Source organism: Solemya pervernicosa gill symbiont (assembly GCF_002020875.1).
Classification (GTDB): Bacteria; Pseudomonadota; Gammaproteobacteria.
The window spans coordinates 1-17068 of record NZ_MPRL01000063.1; the positions used below are offsets into that span (position 1 = coordinate 1).

A 17068-nucleotide genomic window follows, 5' to 3' on the forward strand; every position below is an offset into this window, starting at 1 on the left:
GGGCGCCGTAGGCATAAACGGTCGCGTTAAGTATTTGCCGCTTGCTTGGGCTTGGATGCCCAAAACAAGCTTCCGCAAAAATAGCGACTCCCCGGGGTCTTTTCAGGACTGCTGCAAGCCAAACGTGCCTACATTCAGGTACGCCTGATCGATAAGGCGGGTAATGAGCTGGTGCGCGTCGACCGTGTGGGTGAGAAGACGCGAGTGGTGCCGCGAGATCTGATGCAGAATAAGCATGATCGGCGCTATGTGAGCGAGACGATCAAATTGCCAGCAGGCAGTATCTATCTCTCCGAGATCAATCTTAACCGTGAGCATGGACGTATCTCCGAGCCCTATATGCCGGTGCTGCGTGCTGCTACACCGGTTTACGATAATGGTGGTGAGTTATTTGGTCTGGTCGTGATCAATATGGACTTTGGGCGCCAGCTCGATGTGATTAAACGTGCGCAGCAGGGGATTGGTCAATCGCTTTACGTCACCAATAGCCTGGGTAGCTATCTGGTCCACCCTAATCGTGACAAGGAGTTTGGTTTCGATCTGGGTCACGATGAGCGAGTGCAGCGTGACTTCCCGCAGCTCACCAATCTATTCTCACCCACCAGTCACCGCACTATCGAAACACTGCTACCCGAAGATACGGGTGATAATCGTGTTCGCGTGTTTGTGAAGATTGCGCTGCTCCGAGATCACCCAGAGCGTTTTGTGACTGTGGGTCTCTCGCAACCCTATGACGATGTGATCGCCTCGCAGAGCACTGCGCTTGCCAATGCGATCGGTTTCTCGTTGCTGCTGATCGTGATTGGCATCGCTGCCGCCTACGCATTCTCTGGGCTTCTGGTCAGACCGATTGGTCTGGTCACACAGCGCATTGATGACTTCATGCATGGACGTGAAACCGGTTCGCTGCCGATTGAACGTAGTGATGAGATCGGTATGTTGGCACGTGCCTTTCGTGACCTGGAGCGTCAGGTGCGCAGTAGCGAAGAGAACCTACAGGGATTGAATCGTGACCTGGAAGGGCTGGTCGTTAATCGCACCCGCGAACTGACGCGCTTTAAAAACACGCTCGATCTGACCATGGACTGTGTGTTGATCTTCTCCGCCGAGCGGCTCGAGATCTTCTACGCCAATCAGGGCGCCGTTGAACAGGTCGGATTCCCGCGTGAGATGTTACTCAACATGAAACCGTTTGACGTTATGCCGCTACTTGATGAGGTTCAGTTCCGCCGATTGCTCGAACCGATGCTTTCGGGTGAGCTTAGCTTTACCAGTTTCGAGACGGTGCATCGCAGTAAGGCGGGGGTCGACATCCCGGTTGAGGTGTTGCTGCAGTACATCGCACCCGAGGGAGAACAGGCGCGTTTTGTAGCGATCATTCGCGATATCACCGAACGAAACCGGATCGATCAGATGAAGAGCGATTTTATCTCTACCGTGAGCCACGAGTTGCGTACTCCGCTGACCTCGATCCGGGGTGCGCTGGGTCTGTTGGTAGGTGGTGCTGCCGGTGATTTACCAAAACAGCAGTATGAAATGGTCGATATCGCCCACAAAAACAGTGATCGTCTGATTCACCTAATCAACGATCTGCTCGACATGGAGAAGATCACCTCCGGCAAGATGGAGTTCAACAACGAGCCGCAACTGCTGATGCCGCTGGTTGATAGTGCGATGGCGGAGAGTCACGCCTATGCACAACAGTTTGGTGTCGAGTATCAGATTGTCTCCAGCTCATCGACAACACGCGTCAATGTCGATTCAGATCGTCTTCGCCAGGTGCTCTTCAATCTGCTCTCCAACGCAGCCAAGTTCTCTGCGGGTGCCACTCGGGTGGAGATAGCCGTGATCGATAATGGACCGCAGGTACGGGTCGCTGTGACCGATTATGGTGGCGGTATCCCAGTCGAGTTTCGCAATCAGATCTTTGAGAAGTTTACCCAGGCTGATGCATCGAGCACCCGTAGCATGGGGGGTACCGGTCTGGGGCTGACCATCAGTAAGTCGATCATCGCACAGATGGGCGGGACGATTGGTTTTGAGACCGAGGTTGGTCGAGGTACAACCTTCTACTTCGAACTTCAGACTGTCTAAGGCGGCAGCTGTAGAGGTTTAACGTGCCCTGTCGGGTTGCCACAAAACATCTGCCACCCCTTCACCACGATTCACGACCCTTGCCAACACAAACAGCAGATCGGAGAGACGATTGAGATATTTGATTGCCGCCGAGCTGACGGCCTCTTCACGTGCCAGCGAAATAACCCGACGCTCCGAACGCCTGCAGATGGTACGCGCCAGATGGGCGTAGGCCGCTGCGCGAGAGCCGCCCGGCAGGATGAACTCTTTGAGTGGTTCGAGGCCCTCGTTGAGTTGATCGAGTAGCTCCTCGAGCGCATCGATCTGACTCTGCTGGATGCTTTCGCGACCCGGTATGCAGAGTTCACCACCAAGGTCGAAGAGGTCGTGCTGAATGGTGAGCAGCGCTTCACGAATTGGCCCATCACTCACCTCGGTGATCATTAGGCCGATGGTGCTGTTGAGTTCATCGGTGGTGCCGTAGGCCTCAACGCGCAGGCTATCCTTGGCCACGCGAGAACCATCACCGAGCCCGGTTTCGCCCTTGTCACCGGTACGTGTGTAAATTTTTGAAAGTCGATTTCCCATCGGTCTATCCTGCGGTTATTTCAAACCGTAGGCAACTGAGGCGAGCACCGAGCGGCCGGGATTGTTGTAGTGCAGTGCAGGCTCGTAATCGACATCGAAGAGGTTGTCGATCTTCAAGCGAAGTTGCCAACGTTTGACCGGCTCATAGGCGAGGCGCATCGAGGTGAGGGTGTAGGCGTCGAGCTTGTAGCTGTTGCTGCGGTCGTTATAACGCTCGCCGTGAGCATCGACTGTAAGACCGGCACTGATTGGACCGAATCGCTTGTCGAACGCAAGACTCATCGACTGCTGACTGCGTCGTTGTAGTGTATTGCCACTGTCGGTATCGCGAGGGTCGAGCAGATTGAGAGTGAGGTTTAGATTCCAGTCACTGCGCTGCAGATTGAACAGTGCTTCAATGCCATCGATCTGTGCGCTGCTGACATTGGAGGGCTGCCAGAAATCGTTACTCCAGTCGGCGTCGTTACAGATTGCCGAACCCGAGGTGCAGGCCCACTCGATCATGTTATCGATACGGGTGGTGTAGCCGTGTAGACCCCAATTACCCCAGTCGTGACGCCCCTTGAGTCCAAGTTCAAAAGATTTGGATAGTTCAGGCTCAAGATCGGGATTGCCAGCAGACCAGGGATCGGCGGGGAAGAAGAGGTCGTTGAAGGTTGGCATTTTGAAGGCAGTGCCGTAGGAGGCACTCAGTCGTACACCGTTAGCAAAGCCGTAACCCCAGTCAATATTGCCGGTGGTGTGGCCACTGCTGCGATCGCTATCGTCGTGGCGCAGACTGATCACCAGATCGTTGTTACCGTAGGCAGACTGCCACTCGGCAAAACCGCCAATGTTTTCCCGTTCGGTCTCGCTATAGGCGGTCAGGCTATCAACCTCCTCATGGGTCGAATCTATGCCGAGAGTCAGCAGATGATCATCGCCTAGCATCAGATCGTTCTGCCAGCCGGCGCTGATTCGCTGAGTGTTGAAGCGGGTGACGACGATATTGGCCGCGAGGTTATCGTTCTCATCACGCCCCTCGGCTGCCTTGAGCGTGATGCTCCACCAGTCGACCGGTGTGAACTGGAGGCGCGCCCCAATCGTCTGTTCCAGGAACTCGGTCTCTCCGGGGTAGGCGTCAAACTCGTTCTCGCCCTCGCTGCGAAGCCAGTGCAGCTCGATCTCACCCCAGTTGCCAAAGCGGTGACCGAGGGTGGTACTGACGCTGTTATTCTCATAGCCATCCTTGTCGGGATCGGTACCGTTCTGGATATCGATATTGTTGCTGACCAGGTGGCTCGCCTGCAGGTTGAAGTGGCTGCCGTTGGCACCGCCACTGATTCCGCCACTAAAGGTCTGGGTGTCGAAGCTGCCGTAGCCGAGTTCAAAGTTGCCGTCGATGCCATCCCGACCGCGACGGGTGAAGATCTGCATCACGCCACCGATCGCCTCCGAACCGTAGAGGCTGGAGCGGGGTCCGCGCACTACTTCGATGCGTTCGACCTGTGCCAGTGGAAGGTTGGCCAGTGCGACAGTACCGAGTGTGGCTGAGCCGACACGAATGCCGTCAATCAATACCAGCATGTGGTTGGTGTTGGTGCCACGCAGATAGAGGCTGCTCTCCTTGCCATAACCACCCAGGGTGATCAGCTCTGCGCCCGGCAGGGTACGCAGCAGCTCGGGCAGGGTGGTGGCCTGACTCTGATCGATCATCGCACGGTCGATAACAGAAACGGTGGCAAGGCTCTCGTCGACGCTTTGCGCGGTGCGCGTGGCGGTGATGACGATGGTTGGAATGGTGTGGTTTTCAGCCAGAGTGGGCTGGCTGGCCAGTATGAGTGTGGCCAACAGGCCGGTGATAAGACTCTTCATGATTCAAGTTCCCCTGCGCACGCCCGCGCAATTGGTGACAGTTGATCAGCGTGTGGATGGGGATTTGGGAGGGAGAGGGTCGAGTACCTGTCCGCACCCGTGTCACCCTCCGTAACACTGAAGCTCATGCAGCAGGCCGGTCTCCGGGCTCACGAGTGGATTGCTCCGAATCGGCGCCTTCCCGTAGTGAACTACAGTGGCATTGTGCCGATCTTCTACTCGTTTACCGTTGCGGGGGCAGCACCGGGATTGTCGATTGAGTCGACGCACCGGTTTCCCGTTTCACTCTGGAAAAGATATTTCCAAGAGCACCTGAAGCAGGCGAGACTCTACGTCGTGCCCGCTTCAGGTGTCAAGTTAGGAGGGGTGCCGCTTAATACAGGAGAGGGCATTAAGCGGCGAGGTGTTGGCTGAAATCAGGGACGGATCTGATCGATGCTGATTGCAATCGAGTCGGTACCGTTGGGGTCTAGCGGATCGCTGACTCCTTCCAGGTCGCCGCTCTGCGCGATGGCTTGCCCCGACTTGGAGAGGCGTGCGCCGATCACTACCTGCGGGAATGATGAGAGCTTCATCTCCGCCATCATCGCCTGGGCATCGCTCAGCGTTACAGTGATCGGTAGATCGCTCGCCTGCTTGCGCACAATGGCCAGTGGCATACGAGGCCCCTGAGCGGCACGAGCGTAGACAAAGAGTGTATCGCCGGGGGCTGCCAGTGCCTGCAGGGTGGAGTCGAGGGTGACGCTGACCGAAACGGTGGCACCCTCAGTGGCTGCCGGAGTAGCGGCTGCTGGTGCAGGATGCGCCGCTGCCATCTGGCTGTGCTGTTCGGGATTGAGTTCCGCCTCGGCCTTGGACAGTGACTCGGCGATCATATTGCCCATCTCGGTGCCGGGTTCAATCATGGTGGTCAGCTTGCGCCAGTGTTCAACGGCGACCGCGAAGTTGCCGTCCTGATAACCGGCCACACCGGCGAGCCACAGGCCCTTCTCTACTTCGGGATCGAGCTTGACCGCCTTGTTGAGGATCTCGGTCGGCTTGCCGCGCAGGTCACCACCATTGGCAACACCGAGCGCCTCGGCGTAATCGACCAGTACCGCACCGATCTCACCGTTGATGCTAACGGCGCGTGCGTAGGCCTTAACCGCATCGTCGTAGCGCTCCAGCTCCATGTAGGAGCGGCCCAGCATCACCCAGCCCTGCATATCATCAGGCGTCGCCTCCATGCGTTTCTCGAGGCGGACGATCATGTCGTCCAGGTTGCCAATCGCTTCACCGTTGTTGCCGCTGGCCTGAGCCTGCTGAGTCTCAGGTGCATTGAGGAAGGGGATCAGACGGTGTGAACCGAGCTGCAGGTAGAAGGCGATCGCCAGAATCGGGGTGAACAGGGCGACAGCAATGGCGGTCACGCGGCTGCTCCCTGCTGCTGCCTGTTCAACAGGGGCATCTTCTGACTTTTCAGAGATGTCGTAGAGCAGCTCATGTTCAAGCTCGCTATTGGCGGCATCGAAGGTCTCCTGTTCGAGATCCCCGGCCGCCTGTGCCGCCTCAAGTTCGGCGAGGCGTTCGTGGTAGATGGTGATGTTGAGTTCGCGACGCTGCGCGGCATCGGCTGTACCACGTCCAAGCAGTGGCGGTACGACAAACAGCAGGGCAGCTATGGTCATGCCCGCGATAAGTAACCAGAAGGTGATCATGAATCTTTCTCTTTAAGGATGTCCTGGAGTCGCTCACGCTCTTCATTGCTGAGCGGGGCGTCGGCTGTAGCGGTGCGACGACGAATGAAACGGATCAGCATGAAAAGCCCAACTGCGATCAAAACCAGTGGGCTGAACCAGAGAATGTAGGTGCTTGGTTTAACCGGTGGGCGGTAGAGAACAAAGTCGCCATATCGCTCGACCATGTAGTCGGTGATCTGGCTCTTGCTGTCACCTCGCTGCACCATCTTGTAGACCTTGTCTCGCAGATCCTGTGCCAGCTCGGCGTTGGAGTCTTCCAGATTCTGGTTCTGGCAGACCAGGCAGCGCAGTTCCGAACTCAGCTCCTTGAAGGTCTGTTCCTCCTCGGGTGTGTTGAATTCGTAGCTGTTAATCGCTGCGCTAATTGGCAGGGTAACCAGCAGCAGGATTGTAGTGAGTAGGCTTCTTATCACGACTCCGCCTCCAGTTTCTTGATCATTGGGAGGATCGTCTCTTCCCAGTCGGTGGAGTTGATAGGGCCGATATGTTTATAGCGAATCATCCCCTTGCGATCGACAATGAAGGTCTCGGGTACGCCATAGACGCCCCAGTCGATGCCGACCTGTCCCTTCTTGTCAAAACCGCTGGCGATATAGGGGTCGCCGAGACGCTTGAGCCAGTTGATGCCATCGGCTCGCTCATCCTTGTAGTTGAGGCCGTAGATCGGCACGCCCTCTCGGGCTAGCTCGACCAGAAAGGGGTGCTCCTGACGGCAGGCGACACACCAGGAGGCCCAGACGTTAAACAGTGTGACCCCCTTGCTCAGATCGGCTTGGCTGAGACGCGCCTCCGGTTGCTTGAGTCGAGGCAGATCGAAAGCAGGGGCGGTCTTGTTAATCAGCGGTGAGGGGACCTTTTTCGGATCGAGGGTCAGGCCGACGGCAAACAGCGCCACCAGCAGGATAAAGATTCCGAGCGGGAGTAGAAAACGGGCCATCAGGAGTTCGCCTCCACAGTTTTATTCTTCTTAGAGCGGTAGCGGCGGTCACTTGCTGCGAGCAGTCCACCAAAGGCCATGAAGAGACCACCAAGCCAGAGCCAGCGTACAAACGGTTTGTGGTAGACACGTACCGCCCAGGCGCCATCGTCGAGCGGTTCACCGAGTGCAACGTAGAGATCGCGGAACAGCCCCGGATCGATGGCCGCCTCGGTCATCGGCATCCGTTGTACGGTGTAGACGCGCTTCTCGGGACGCAGTACCGCGACCTCTTCACCGTCGTAACTGACCCGAACCTCACCGGTGTTGGCGATGTAATTGGGGCCCTGAGACTCTTTGACGCCGACAAAGGTAAAGGTGTACTCATTTTCGGTGATGCTGTCGCCAGCCATCATCTTCACGTCGCGCTCGACGCTGTAGGTGCTGGTGAGGGTGACGCCGACGACAAAAATCGCCACGCCGAGGTGGGCGAAGGTCATGCCGTAGTGGGAGCGTGAGAGCGAGGCGAGGCGCGTGAATAGCCCCTGCTTGTTGCGCGTGGCGTGCTGCATCTCCCTGGCAGAGGTGAGAGCAATCCAGATAGCCAGCGTGACACCCAGAATGACCGACGGTGCGTAATCGCTGTAGAAGACCGCGACCAGAACCACTGCCAGCAGCACGGCGGTGGCGAGTAGCCAGCGCAGCTGGTGAACAAGGACGGGTACAGATTGCTGTTTCCAGCGCGATAGCGGGCCGATACCGATCATAAAGGCGAGCGGTGCGGTGAGTGGTAGGAAGACGCTGTTGAAGTAGGGAGGTCCCACCGAGAGCTTGCCGAGGCCGAGTGCATCGATGATCAGCGGGTAGAGGGTGCCAAGCAGGATGACACCAGCGGTGACCAGCAGCAGCACGTTGTTGATCAGCATGAACGCTTCACGCGAGACCAGCTTGAAGCTGCCGGTGCTTTTAACCTGTGGCGCGCGCACGGCGTAGAGCACCAGCGAGCTGCCGACCACAATGACGAGGAACATGAGAATGAAGACGCCGCGTGCCGGGTCGGTGGCGAAGGCGTGTACCGAGGTCAGTACACCGGAACGGACCAGGAAGGTGCCGAGTAGACTGAGCGAGAAGGCGAAGATCGCCAGCAGCACGGTCCAATTCTTAAAAGCACCGCGCTTCTCCGAGACGATCAGTGAATGGACCAGCGCAGTACCGACCAGCCACGGCATGAAGGAGGCGTTTTCGACCGGATCCCAGAACCACCAGCCACCCCAGCCGAGTTCGTAGTAGGCCCACCAGCTACCCAGCGTGATACCGAGGGTAAGGAAGGCCCAGGCGATCAGGGTCCAGGGGCGTGACCAGCGAGCCCAGGCGGCGTCGAGACGTCCACCGAGCAGTGCGGCAATCGCAAAGGCGAAGGCGACGGCAAAACCGACATAACCCATGTAGAGCAGCGGTGGGTGGATAACCAGGCCGAAATCCTGCAGCAGCGGGTTGAGGTCGCGACCATCGGCTGGGATTGGCAGCAGACGCTCGAAGGGGTTGGAGGTGAGCAGCATGAAGAGCAGGAAGCCGATGGCGACGAAGGCGAGCACGCCCAGTACGCGGGCCACTACATCACTCGGTAGGCCACGGCTAAACAGTGCGACTGCTGCACCCCAGCCACTGAGCATCAGCGCCCAGAGCAGCAGTGAACCCTCATGCGCGCCCCATACGGCCGAGATGCGGTAGATGGTTGGCAGCGCGGTGTTGGAGTTGTGTGCCACATAACCGACCGAGAAGTCGTTCATGATGAAGCTGTAGGCGAGACAGAGGAAGGCGACCATCATGAAGAAGAACTGGCCGTAGGCGGAGGGGCGGGCTACCGCCATCCAGCTGCTGTTGCCACGGAAACTGCCGACCAAAGGTACGAACGACTGTACTATTGCCAGGGCCAGGGCCAGGGTCAGGGCGTAGTGCCCAAGCTCAGGGATCACTTGGCGGCCTCCGTTGCAGCGGCGCCAGCAACGCCCTCGTTATGTGCCTTTTCCAATGCCTCAGCGACCTCGGGTGGCATATAGTTCTCATCGTGCTTGGCCAGTACCTCATCGGCAACGAAGGTGCCGTCGGCACCCAGACGGCCCTGGGTAATCACGCCCTGACCCTCCATGAACAGATCGGGCAGGATGCCGGTGTAGGCGACGGGCATCTCCTTGGCGTTATCGGTGACGACAAAGGTGACGGTGAGGCTCTTACCGCGTACCACGCTGCCCGGTTTGACCAGACCGCCAAGACGGAAGACATGATCTTTAGGCGCCTCGCCGTTGGCCACCTCAGTAGGCGAGAAGAAGTAGGAGAGGTTATTGCCCAGCGCGTTGAAAACCAGTACGGCGGCGACCGCCAGTACACCCAGGCCAGCGACAATCAGGCCCAATCGTTTATGTCTTGCTTTCATTCAGTTTTCCACCAGATCTAAATAGTTGTGATTGGGAAGTCCCTATGCGGACTCCTTCTCCTCGGCTGCGTTGAGACGTGCGATGCGCGAGACGCGCTTCAGCACATCGGTTCGACGCTTCTTGACCAGTAAAGGTTCAATAATCATTAAAACTGCGGTCACCCCGAAGGAGCCCCAGACGTAGAGGGCGTAACCGCCCATGGCGAAGAATTCACTCACACTGTTCATGATTTGATCTCCTCCAGCTCCTGCACCCAGGTGGTGTTGCGCTCACGCTCAAGGATGATGCTGCGCACACGGTAGAGTGCGACGGCGATGGAGTACATCCAGCAACCGAGTGCCATGATCAGCATCGTAATCAGCATGGTAGAGCCCATTGAGGAGCCCTCCATATTGATCGATGCGCCCTGATGCAGGGTGTTCCACCACTTCACCGAGAAGTAGATGATCGGGATGTTGATCACCCCCACCAGCACCAGGATCGCCCCCGCCTTGTCGGCGCGACGGGCATCGTCGATCGATGACTGCAGGGCGATGAAGCCGATATAGAGGAACAGCAGGATCAGCTCCGAGGTGAGTCGAGCATCCCAGACCCACCAGGCGCCCCACATCGGCTTGCCCCAGAAGGCACCGGTCCAGAGGGCAACGAAGGTGAACATGGCGCCAGTGGGTGCCAGAGCGCTGGTCATCATGCCGGAGAGACGGGTGTTGAAGACCAGTCCCATCGCCGCCCAGCCAGCCATGATCAGATAGATAAACATCGACATCCAGGCGGCGGGCACGTGAATAAAGATGATGCGATAACCCTCACCCTGTTTGTAGTCGGTGGGTGCGATAAAGAAGCTCATGTAGAGACCGACGGCAAGCAGTATCACGGCCAACCCGGTAAACCAGGGGGCGAGTCGACCCGCCAGCGGGTAGAAGGTGGTGGGCGAGGAGAATTTGAACCAGTTAAGAAGTTTTGTGCTCATCGTTGTTTAGTCTGTCCCTTATCGTCAACCCAGCATCCTAACGGTGCGTGGCTCGATCGCCAACCATGTTCACTCAATGGATACTCGCAGGGCCGCAGCCGTTGCCAGTGGTGAGAAGAAAAATGCCACCACGCCAAAGGCGCCCAGCATATAAAGGTGTCCTGCACCGCCCAGTCCTGAGGCGTGTGCCTCGACCGCGCCGGCACCGAAGATCAGTACCGGTATATAAAGAGGGAGAACCAGCAGCGAGACCAGTACACCGCCACCGCGCAGCCCCAGAGTGAGTGCCGCGCCGATTGCACCAATCGCGCTCAGTGCCGGGGTGCCGAGCAGCAGAGTCAGTACCAGCACGCCGAGTGCGTCGACGCTGAGGTCGTACTGCAGACCCAGTACCGGTGCCATGATCACCAGTGGCAGTCCGGTTACCAGCCAGTGGGCGATCACCTTGCCAAAGACCAGCATAAAGACGGGTTGTGGGGTGAGCAGCATCTGCTCCAGGGTGCCGTCGGCGTGGTCGGCGGCAAAGAGTCGCTCCAGCGCCAGCATCGAGGCGAGTAGCGCTGCGACCCAGACGATGCCGGGGGCAATCAGTCGTAGCGTATCCATCTCCGGGCCGATACCGAGTGGGAAGAGGCTGACGACGATGACAAAGAAGAAGAGGGTGGTGAAGATGTCGGAGCGGCGACGCATCGCCAGGGTCAGGTCGCGACGGATGATCCACAGTAGCGCTTCAAACATCAGTTGCGCCCCCGTTTTTTCAGTAGCAGGCGCTTAACGTCGTCGGAAATCATCTCCACATCCTGGTGAGTGGTGAGCATCACGATGCCACCGCCATCGACATGTTTGCGGATCACATCGAGCAGGAAGGCGACCGCCGCCTTGTCGAGGGCAGTGAAGGGCTCATCAAGAATCCACAGCTTCGCCTCGGTTACTAGCAGACGTGCCAGTGCAACACGTCTTTTCTGACCAGCAGAGAGCACCTTGGTGGGCAGATCCTCATGGCCCGCCAGTCCCATCTTCTCCAGCGTATCCCACGCCTGCTTCTCGCTGATCTCGAACCCATCCAGTACGCAGCTGATGCGCAGGTTTTCGATTCCGGTCAGATCCTCTTTAATGCCCGCATGGTGACCGATGTAGGTCACCTCGCGGGTGTACTCCTCGGCAAGCGATCGAATCGACTCCCCGCACCAGTGGATTTCGCCATTGGAGGGTGAGATCAGGCCGCAGAGGGTACGCAGCAGGGTGGTCTTGCCGGAGCCGTTGGGCCCTTCGATCAGCATCGCCTGTCCGGATTTCAGGGTGAAATCGAGATCGGAGAAGAGCACGCGGTCATCGCGTGTGCACTCTAATGCGTGAGCCTCAAAGAGAGGCTCGCTGTCTCTGGTTTCTGCTGTGGGGGTCATGTAAAGGTCTTTCTGCTGCGCCTATATAGTGCGTCTTGTCGTGCCCCATTGTAATGATCAGTTGGAGGATTGCTATAGCACGGGTTCTCAAAATTATAGGGGGTGATTCGTAGTCTTGAACTCTGTCATGTCACAAGGCTGAGTGGGTGGCAGAGGTGGCGCAAATGTCACGTGACGTCACTTTGAATAGGGAATTAAATACCTTACTATCGGTTGGCTTTTTTAGGGACGATATCTGGGACGACATGAAGCTTAATACCAAAACAACACTCTTCTCGAGCGGTTTGATGCTGATCATGCTGGTAGTGCTGATCGCCGTGAGCCTGCTCTCCTTTCGCCAGTTCTCGATTATCTCGGCCGAAGAGCACGCCAAGACGGCTGCTGAGATGGTGCGCGTCGGTCTGACCGAAATGATGGTTAACGGTGTGATTGATAAGCGTAAACAGCTACTGAGCCGGATCTCAACGGCTAACGGACTGAGCGGTGCTCGCGTGGTCCGAGGACCAGAGGTGGCCAGTCAGTTTGGTGAGGGTCTAATCGAGGAGCGTCCTCAGGATGAGATTGAATCTAGAGTGCTCGTATCAGGCAAACCGTTCTATGGTCTCATAGACGTGGAGGGCGAACCGCTCTTCCGCAGTACCATCCCTTTTGTCGCCACCGGCAAGGGTGAACCCAACTGTCTCGCCTGTCATCAGGTGGCGGAGGGCACGGTGCTCGGTGCTGTCACCATTACCATGTCAATCGCCCATCTGAAACAGAGTGCATTGCTCACGGTTGCAGCGATGTCGGTGGCGGTGGCGCTGTTTGCGGTGATGATGATTGTGCTGTTTCGCCGCATGACCCGTCCGCTGGTGAAGACCGCGAGTGATGTTCAGCACGCCGTAGATACGGCGCTTCTAGGTGATTTTACGACTCGCATTGAATGCCTGACCAACGATGAGATCGGGGACATTGCAGAGCGCTTCAATCAATTGAGCGATTTTCTCGATGCGGGTCTGGGCGATATTCGAGACAACGTTGCACAGCTGATTCGCTGCAAACCCTCCGGTAATGAAAATATGCTCACCAATACCACCATGATGGTCGATGGGCTGGTGGCCGCCGCACAGTTTAAACAGGCGATCGAAGAGGATGAGAGTAAGGCCGAGGTCTACCAGCGGCTGGTGCGGGTGCTGCAGGAGAGCTTCTATCTGGAGCGCTTCTCGATCTATGAGGTCGCGGCGAGTAAAAACCGCATGTACACCGTCAGTGTCGATAGCGATGAGAGCATGGATTGTCGCTGGTGTGATCCCCAGATTCTGATCCGCTCCGAGACCTGTCGTGCTCGCCGCACCGGCCACACCATCGACTCAATCGGTTCACCACAGATCTGTAACGCCTTCCATCCTGGGGAGGGGAACGAGAATCTGGAGCATATCTGTATTCCCGTCATTCAGTCGGGCACGGTCGGTAGTGTGGTGCAGATGGTGATCGATCAAGAGGCCGGTGCCGACTATCAGCAACTGGTGCCGATGATCAATGTCTATCTGCGTGAAGCGGCACCGGTTATCGAGGCTAAGCGCCTGATGGATACGTTGCGCGAGTCGACCATGCGCGATGCGATGACCGGACTGCACAACCGCCGCTTCCTCGAGGAGTATGTGGAGACGCTGGTCTCCAGTAATGCTCGCCGTGATTCCGATATCTCGATACTAATGCTTGATCTCGACTACTTTAAGAAGGTCAACGACACCTACGGTCATGATGCCGGTGATACCGTGCTTAAAGAGATTTCAAAGGTGATGAAGAAGGTCGTGCGAGCGGCTGATCTAGTGATTCGTTACGGCGGTGAAGAGTTCATGATCCTGCTGCAGGAGACGGCAGGGGAGAAGGCAGATGAGGTGGCAGAGAAGATTCGTGCCGCCGTAGAGGAGCTGAAGGTGCAGTTGCCGGGTAACGTACTGCAGAAGACCATCTCAATCGGTGTCTCCAGTTTCCCCGATGATAGCGAGACCTTCTGGCAGGCGGTTAAATACGCCGATGTCGCCCTCTATAAGGCGAAAGAGCAGGGGCGTAACCGGGTAGTGCACTTCAAGCCGGAGATGTGGACGGACGAAGAGGATTATTGATGCGCTTGAGACGAGAGGTTTATCCGTGCAGGTGAAAGTTGATCGTTGGTGAACTCAATAGTTTGCTGAGGGTCCAGGCAGAACGATGAGATGTTCTAAATGGTTACCTATTGGTTGCTGAATTCAACCTAAGAGGGATTTATAAGAGATGAAGAAGCAGATTGTAGGTCTGGCAGTAGCGGTCATGGTTGTGAGCGGTCTGATAACTGAGGGCCGAGTCGATGCGGCTGACAACGAGCGAGAGGCCGTGCGGGAGGCGGCGCAGGGTTTCTATGCGGCACTTAATCAGCTGTTTGTCGGTGAGCTGGAGCCGATGAAGGCGGTCTGGTCACATCGTGAGGATGTTACCTACATGGGGCCAGGTGGTGGCATACGACACGGATGGAAAGCGGTCTTGGCCGACTGGGAAGTGCAGGCGGCGATGAAGATGGGGGGTACGGTAGAGCGAAGTGATATGCGTATCACCATCGGAACTAATCTAGCCGTTGTAACCGACTACGAGATTGGCAAAAACCTGACCGCTGATGGGAAGCCGATGGAGGTCAAGATCAGAGCGACGAATGTGTTTCGCAAAGAGGATGGTCAGTGGAAGATGATTGGCCACCATACCGACCTGCTTCCGTCGCTGGTGAAATAATCGTATTTAGAAGTCTCTGAGAGAAGTAACAAACGCTCTCTATGTTCTATAAGTTGATCAACAAATGAGGGGTGGCCTATATGGCCACCCCTCATTTGTTGGCAGTTTGTTAACGCTAAAGCCAGAGTGCCAGTGCAGCCATTACCAGCAGTCCACCGGTAAGAAAAGAGAATCTGCCTAGCAGGACCTTTCCACGTCCACTGAACTCTTCACGAATCACTTCAAGTGTCGCAACGTAGAGGAAGGTGCCAGCGGCTATCGCATCGAAACTCGCCTCAAGCAGTGTCTGGTTATTCTGTAGCAGGTAGTGGTGCATCACCAATCCGATCACAATGCCGATGGGTGTCATTAGAGAGAAGAGATAGATCGTCTTTTTCGCCTTACTCTGATCCACCTGGCCCTTGACGAGACTGATGCCCAGGGCGAATGCGGCTGAGCCCTTGTGGGACAGGATCGCAACCAGAATGATGATCGAGGTGGCCGTGCTGGAATCAACGCCGAGGGCGATACCGGCGATAATTGAATGGATCTAAAGGATGAAGGCAAGGATGTATGGCGTCCCGGTCTTAGCCTTTTGGGTGGTCGAGTCATCGGGGTCTTCAAAGATGATCTTGTCGAGAAAGAGAATGAGTAGAAAGCCGAGGCCGCAGACAAAAAAGGCGAGCGGGTAGTCGAGACCAGAGAAGGCATCGCTAAAACCCTCATTGGCATCCGGCAGCATATGAATAAGGCCAGCGCCGATAAAAATACCGCCGGAAAAGGCTGATCCGAGTGAAAAGAGACGTTGTTTACCCTCAATGCTTCCCCGGCCTACCGGGATCATTCCACCAAATACACCCACTGCAAAAATGACCAATATCGAGAGTATCTTGAGTGTCAGGTAATCCATGGTTATTTGCTCCGGAAGTGGTGTTTTGGTGGATTTGGTCTAAGTCTGTCGTAGTAAAACCCATGTATAAATAATGGTCAAGTAGGTTGGGTTGCTCTACTAGTAAAGGGTGAGTATGGGGGTGAGAGCGTGCCTCGATTTGTCGTCGTTTGAGGTGCTGGGTTTGTTATTCAAGTACTCTGATCGCTCGATTCAGTGGTAGAGTAAATCGAAATCTGAGATAGAGCAGTAGGGTCTGATCCCATTAATTAATAACGTAAAAGTAGAGAATCGAGAGTAGAAGATTATGTCACTAAAAAAACTAATATTAGGCGCGGTTATAGTTACATTCTCATCAGGAGCGTTCTCAAAAGAGACGCTAAAAATAATAACCTGGGAAGGCTATGCGCTTAAACCTATTGTCACTGCGTTTGAAAAAGAGACAGGTATCAAGGTCAAGCTGACCTACAGTAACAATGAAGAGATGATCGCTAAACTTCGTGCCACCAGGGGTGCGGGATTTGATTTGGCGCAACCGAGTCAGGATAGAATCGCTTTCGTTCAAAAGAAATATAAGATTTATCAACCCATTGATTATTCCAAGGTTGATACAAGCCTGTTAATTGACTCAATGGTCGCTGCAGTTAAGAAGAATACGGAGGTTAATGGTAAATCCTATGGTGTTCCCCACGTCTATGGGACTACAGGCCTGATCATTAACAAAAAAGAAGCGCCTGGAGCAAACGATTGGTCAGATCTGTGGAATCCAAAATATGCTGGAAAAATCTCTTATAGATTAAAAAGACCACTTTTGATTGGTGCTGCTTTTGCTATGGGAGAAGATCCCTTTGCTCTGTATAGCGATAAAAAGTCCTACAAGGCGTTGATTGACCGGGTTGAAAAGAAACTTATTACCTCTAAAGGGCTGGTAAAAAATTATTGGACAAGTGGTGATGCGCAAGTTGAGATCATAAAAAGTGGTGACGCCAACGTGATCTCTGGATGGGATGCCAAGGGCTGGGCGCTGCATAAGATCAATCCTGATATTGATTTTGTCGCACCTAAAAGTGGGGCCCTAGGTTGGATTGATACCTTCGCTATTCCGGCAAAGGCAAAGAATGTTAGTGCAGCTTATAAGTGGATTAACTTCGTATCAAAGCCTGAGAATGCAGCGCTTATCACTAATAGTGAAAAGTATGGTACGGCATCGAAGGATGCCGCTAAATATTTGGAGGCTTCCATTAAAGCCGATTTTGAACGGTACTTCTCAGAAGCGGATATCGATAATATCAAATGGCATCCTCCAGTTCCTGCGGGTTTCGACAGGATTGAATCAAAGGCGCTAGATAGGATTAAAACTGCTAACTAAAGGCTGAACCGGGGAGTCGCTATTTTTGCGGAAGCATGTTTTGGGCATCCAAGCCCAAGCAAGCGGCAAATACTTAACGCGACCGTTTATGCCTACGGCGCCCCG

The 17068-nt window shown here is 55.6% G+C and carries 17 protein-coding genes and 1 riboswitch; of the genes, 4 read left to right on the top strand and 13 right to left on the bottom strand.

Annotated features, from left to right (window positions below):
- Nucleotides 1–108 precede the first annotated feature (108 nt).
- A complete protein-coding gene (locus BOW52_RS13190) occupies nucleotides 109–2094 on the top strand; it encodes an ATP-binding protein (RefSeq protein WP_456242907.1) in 1986 nt (661 codons plus the stop codon).
- 18 nt (nucleotides 2095–2112) lie between these two features.
- On the opposite strand, the gene BOW52_RS13195 is transcribed toward BOW52_RS13190, so the two are convergent.
- The 11 genes from BOW52_RS13195 to ccmA form a co-directional block, all read right to left on the bottom strand.
- Nucleotides 2113–2664, bottom strand: coding sequence for a cob(I)yrinic acid a,c-diamide adenosyltransferase (locus BOW52_RS13195; protein WP_078484551.1), 552 nt, complete (start codon nucleotides 2662–2664; stop codon nucleotides 2113–2115).
- A 15-nt stretch (nucleotides 2665–2679) separates the two neighbouring features.
- Complete coding sequence (locus BOW52_RS13200; RefSeq protein WP_078484552.1) at nucleotides 2680–4518, bottom strand: TonB-dependent receptor domain-containing protein; 1839 nt, start codon at nucleotides 4516–4518, stop codon at nucleotides 2680–2682.
- A 117-nt stretch (nucleotides 4519–4635) separates the two neighbouring features.
- Nucleotides 4636–4849: riboswitch (cobalamin riboswitch) on the bottom strand.
- A gap of 85 nt (nucleotides 4850–4934) precedes the next feature.
- The gene (gene ccmI / locus BOW52_RS13205; protein WP_078484553.1) at nucleotides 4935–6215 is read right to left on the bottom strand and encodes a c-type cytochrome biogenesis protein CcmI; all 1281 of its coding nucleotides are present in this window, start codon (nucleotides 6213–6215) and stop codon (nucleotides 4935–4937) included.
- A complete protein-coding gene (locus tag BOW52_RS13210; protein ID WP_408021571.1) occupies nucleotides 6212–6667 on the bottom strand; it encodes a cytochrome c-type biogenesis protein in 456 nt (151 codons plus the stop codon). The genes ccmI and BOW52_RS13210 overlap by 4 nt, the downstream gene beginning before the upstream one ends.
- Complete coding sequence (locus BOW52_RS13215; RefSeq protein ID WP_078484555.1) at nucleotides 6667–7194, bottom strand: DsbE family thiol:disulfide interchange protein; 528 nt, start codon at nucleotides 7192–7194, stop codon at nucleotides 6667–6669. The genes BOW52_RS13210 and BOW52_RS13215 overlap by 1 nt, the downstream gene beginning before the upstream one ends.
- Entirely contained in the window at nucleotides 7194–9149 is a 1956-nt protein-coding gene (locus BOW52_RS13220; RefSeq protein WP_078484556.1) for a heme lyase CcmF/NrfE family subunit, read from the bottom strand. The genes BOW52_RS13215 and BOW52_RS13220 overlap by 1 nt, the downstream gene beginning before the upstream one ends.
- Entirely contained in the window at nucleotides 9146–9607 is a 462-nt protein-coding gene (ccmE, locus tag BOW52_RS13225; RefSeq protein ID WP_078484557.1) for a cytochrome c maturation protein CcmE, read from the bottom strand. The genes BOW52_RS13220 and ccmE overlap by 4 nt, the downstream gene beginning before the upstream one ends.
- Before the next feature lie 42 nt (nucleotides 9608–9649).
- Nucleotides 9650–9835 (bottom strand): heme exporter protein CcmD, encoded by a 186-nt coding sequence (gene ccmD / locus BOW52_RS13230; RefSeq protein ID WP_078484558.1) that lies wholly within the window; start codon nucleotides 9833–9835, stop codon nucleotides 9650–9652.
- Nucleotides 9832–10578: a heme ABC transporter permease CcmC gene (gene ccmC, locus BOW52_RS13235; RefSeq protein ID WP_078484559.1), complete on the bottom strand. Its 747-nt coding sequence runs from the start codon at nucleotides 10576–10578 to the stop codon at nucleotides 9832–9834. Before ccmC ends, ccmD begins: the two co-directional genes overlap by 4 nt.
- A gap of 69 nt (nucleotides 10579–10647) precedes the next feature.
- Nucleotides 10648–11316, bottom strand: a complete 669-nt coding sequence (gene ccmB, locus BOW52_RS13240; protein WP_078484560.1) for a heme exporter protein CcmB — start codon at nucleotides 11314–11316, stop codon at nucleotides 10648–10650.
- Entirely contained in the window at nucleotides 11316–11981 is a 666-nt protein-coding gene (ccmA, locus tag BOW52_RS13245; RefSeq protein WP_078484561.1) for a cytochrome c biogenesis heme-transporting ATPase CcmA, read from the bottom strand. Before ccmA ends, ccmB begins: the two co-directional genes overlap by 1 nt.
- 245 nt (nucleotides 11982–12226) lie before the next feature.
- On the opposite strand from ccmA, the gene BOW52_RS13250 reads away from it, so the two are divergent.
- Nucleotides 12227–14089 carry a sensor domain-containing diguanylate cyclase gene (locus tag BOW52_RS13250; protein WP_078484562.1) on the top strand — a complete coding sequence of 621 codons (1863 nt, stop codon included), beginning with the start codon at nucleotides 12227–12229 and terminating at the stop codon, nucleotides 14087–14089.
- A gap of 148 nt (nucleotides 14090–14237) precedes the next feature.
- Nucleotides 14238–14726: a YybH family protein gene (locus BOW52_RS13255; protein ID WP_078484563.1), complete on the top strand. Its 489-nt coding sequence runs from the start codon at nucleotides 14238–14240 to the stop codon at nucleotides 14724–14726.
- 115 nt (nucleotides 14727–14841) lie between these two features.
- Here BOW52_RS13255 and BOW52_RS13260 read toward each other — a convergent pair whose 3' ends face one another.
- Together BOW52_RS13260 and BOW52_RS13265 are read right to left on the bottom strand one after the other, a co-directional pair.
- The gene (locus tag BOW52_RS13260; RefSeq protein WP_078484564.1) at nucleotides 14842–15255 is read right to left on the bottom strand and encodes a ZIP family metal transporter; all 414 of its coding nucleotides are present in this window, start codon (nucleotides 15253–15255) and stop codon (nucleotides 14842–14844) included.
- The gene (locus BOW52_RS13265; protein ID WP_078484565.1) at nucleotides 15256–15615 is read right to left on the bottom strand and encodes a ZIP family metal transporter; all 360 of its coding nucleotides are present in this window, start codon (nucleotides 15613–15615) and stop codon (nucleotides 15256–15258) included.
- Nucleotides 15616–15901: 286 nt separating this feature from the next.
- Between BOW52_RS13265 and BOW52_RS13270 the strand changes: the two genes are divergently transcribed.
- On the top strand, nucleotides 15902–16963 hold the full coding sequence (locus BOW52_RS13270; protein ID WP_078484566.1) for an extracellular solute-binding protein: 1062 nt from the start codon (nucleotides 15902–15904) through the stop codon (nucleotides 16961–16963).
- Nucleotides 16964–17068: the final 105 nt, after the last annotated feature.

Coding starts and splice junctions, on each gene's coding strand:
- ccmE (WP_078484557.1), bottom strand. CDS start 9,607: ATGAAAGCAAGACATAAACGATTGGGCCTGATTGTCGCTGGCCTGGGT.
- ccmA (WP_078484561.1), bottom strand. CDS start 11,981: ATGACCCCCACAGCAGAAACCAGAGACAGCGAGCCTCTCTTTGAGGCT.
- BOW52_RS13195 (WP_078484551.1), bottom strand. CDS start 2,664: ATGGGAAATCGACTTTCAAAAATTTACACACGTACCGGTGACAAGGGC.
- ccmI (WP_078484553.1), bottom strand. CDS start 6,215: ATGATCACCTTCTGGTTACTTATCGCGGGCATGACCATAGCTGCCCTG.
- BOW52_RS13270 (WP_078484566.1), top strand. CDS start 15,902: ATGTCACTAAAAAAACTAATATTAGGCGCGGTTATAGTTACATTCTCA.
- BOW52_RS13250 (WP_078484562.1), top strand. CDS start 12,227: ATGAAGCTTAATACCAAAACAACACTCTTCTCGAGCGGTTTGATGCTG.
- BOW52_RS13200 (WP_078484552.1), bottom strand. CDS start 4,518: ATGAAGAGTCTTATCACCGGCCTGTTGGCCACACTCATACTGGCCAGC.
- BOW52_RS13265 (WP_078484565.1), bottom strand. CDS start 15,615: ATGGATTACCTGACACTCAAGATACTCTCGATATTGGTCATTTTTGCA.
- ccmC (WP_078484559.1), bottom strand. CDS start 10,578: ATGAGCACAAAACTTCTTAACTGGTTCAAATTCTCCTCGCCCACCACC.
- ccmB (WP_078484560.1), bottom strand. CDS start 11,316: ATGTTTGAAGCGCTACTGTGGATCATCCGTCGCGACCTGACCCTGGCG.
- BOW52_RS13255 (WP_078484563.1), top strand. CDS start 14,238: ATGAAGAAGCAGATTGTAGGTCTGGCAGTAGCGGTCATGGTTGTGAGC.
- BOW52_RS13215 (WP_078484555.1), bottom strand. CDS start 7,194: ATGGCCCGTTTTCTACTCCCGCTCGGAATCTTTATCCTGCTGGTGGCG.
- ccmD (WP_078484558.1), bottom strand. CDS start 9,835: ATGAACAGTGTGAGTGAATTCTTCGCCATGGGCGGTTACGCCCTCTAC.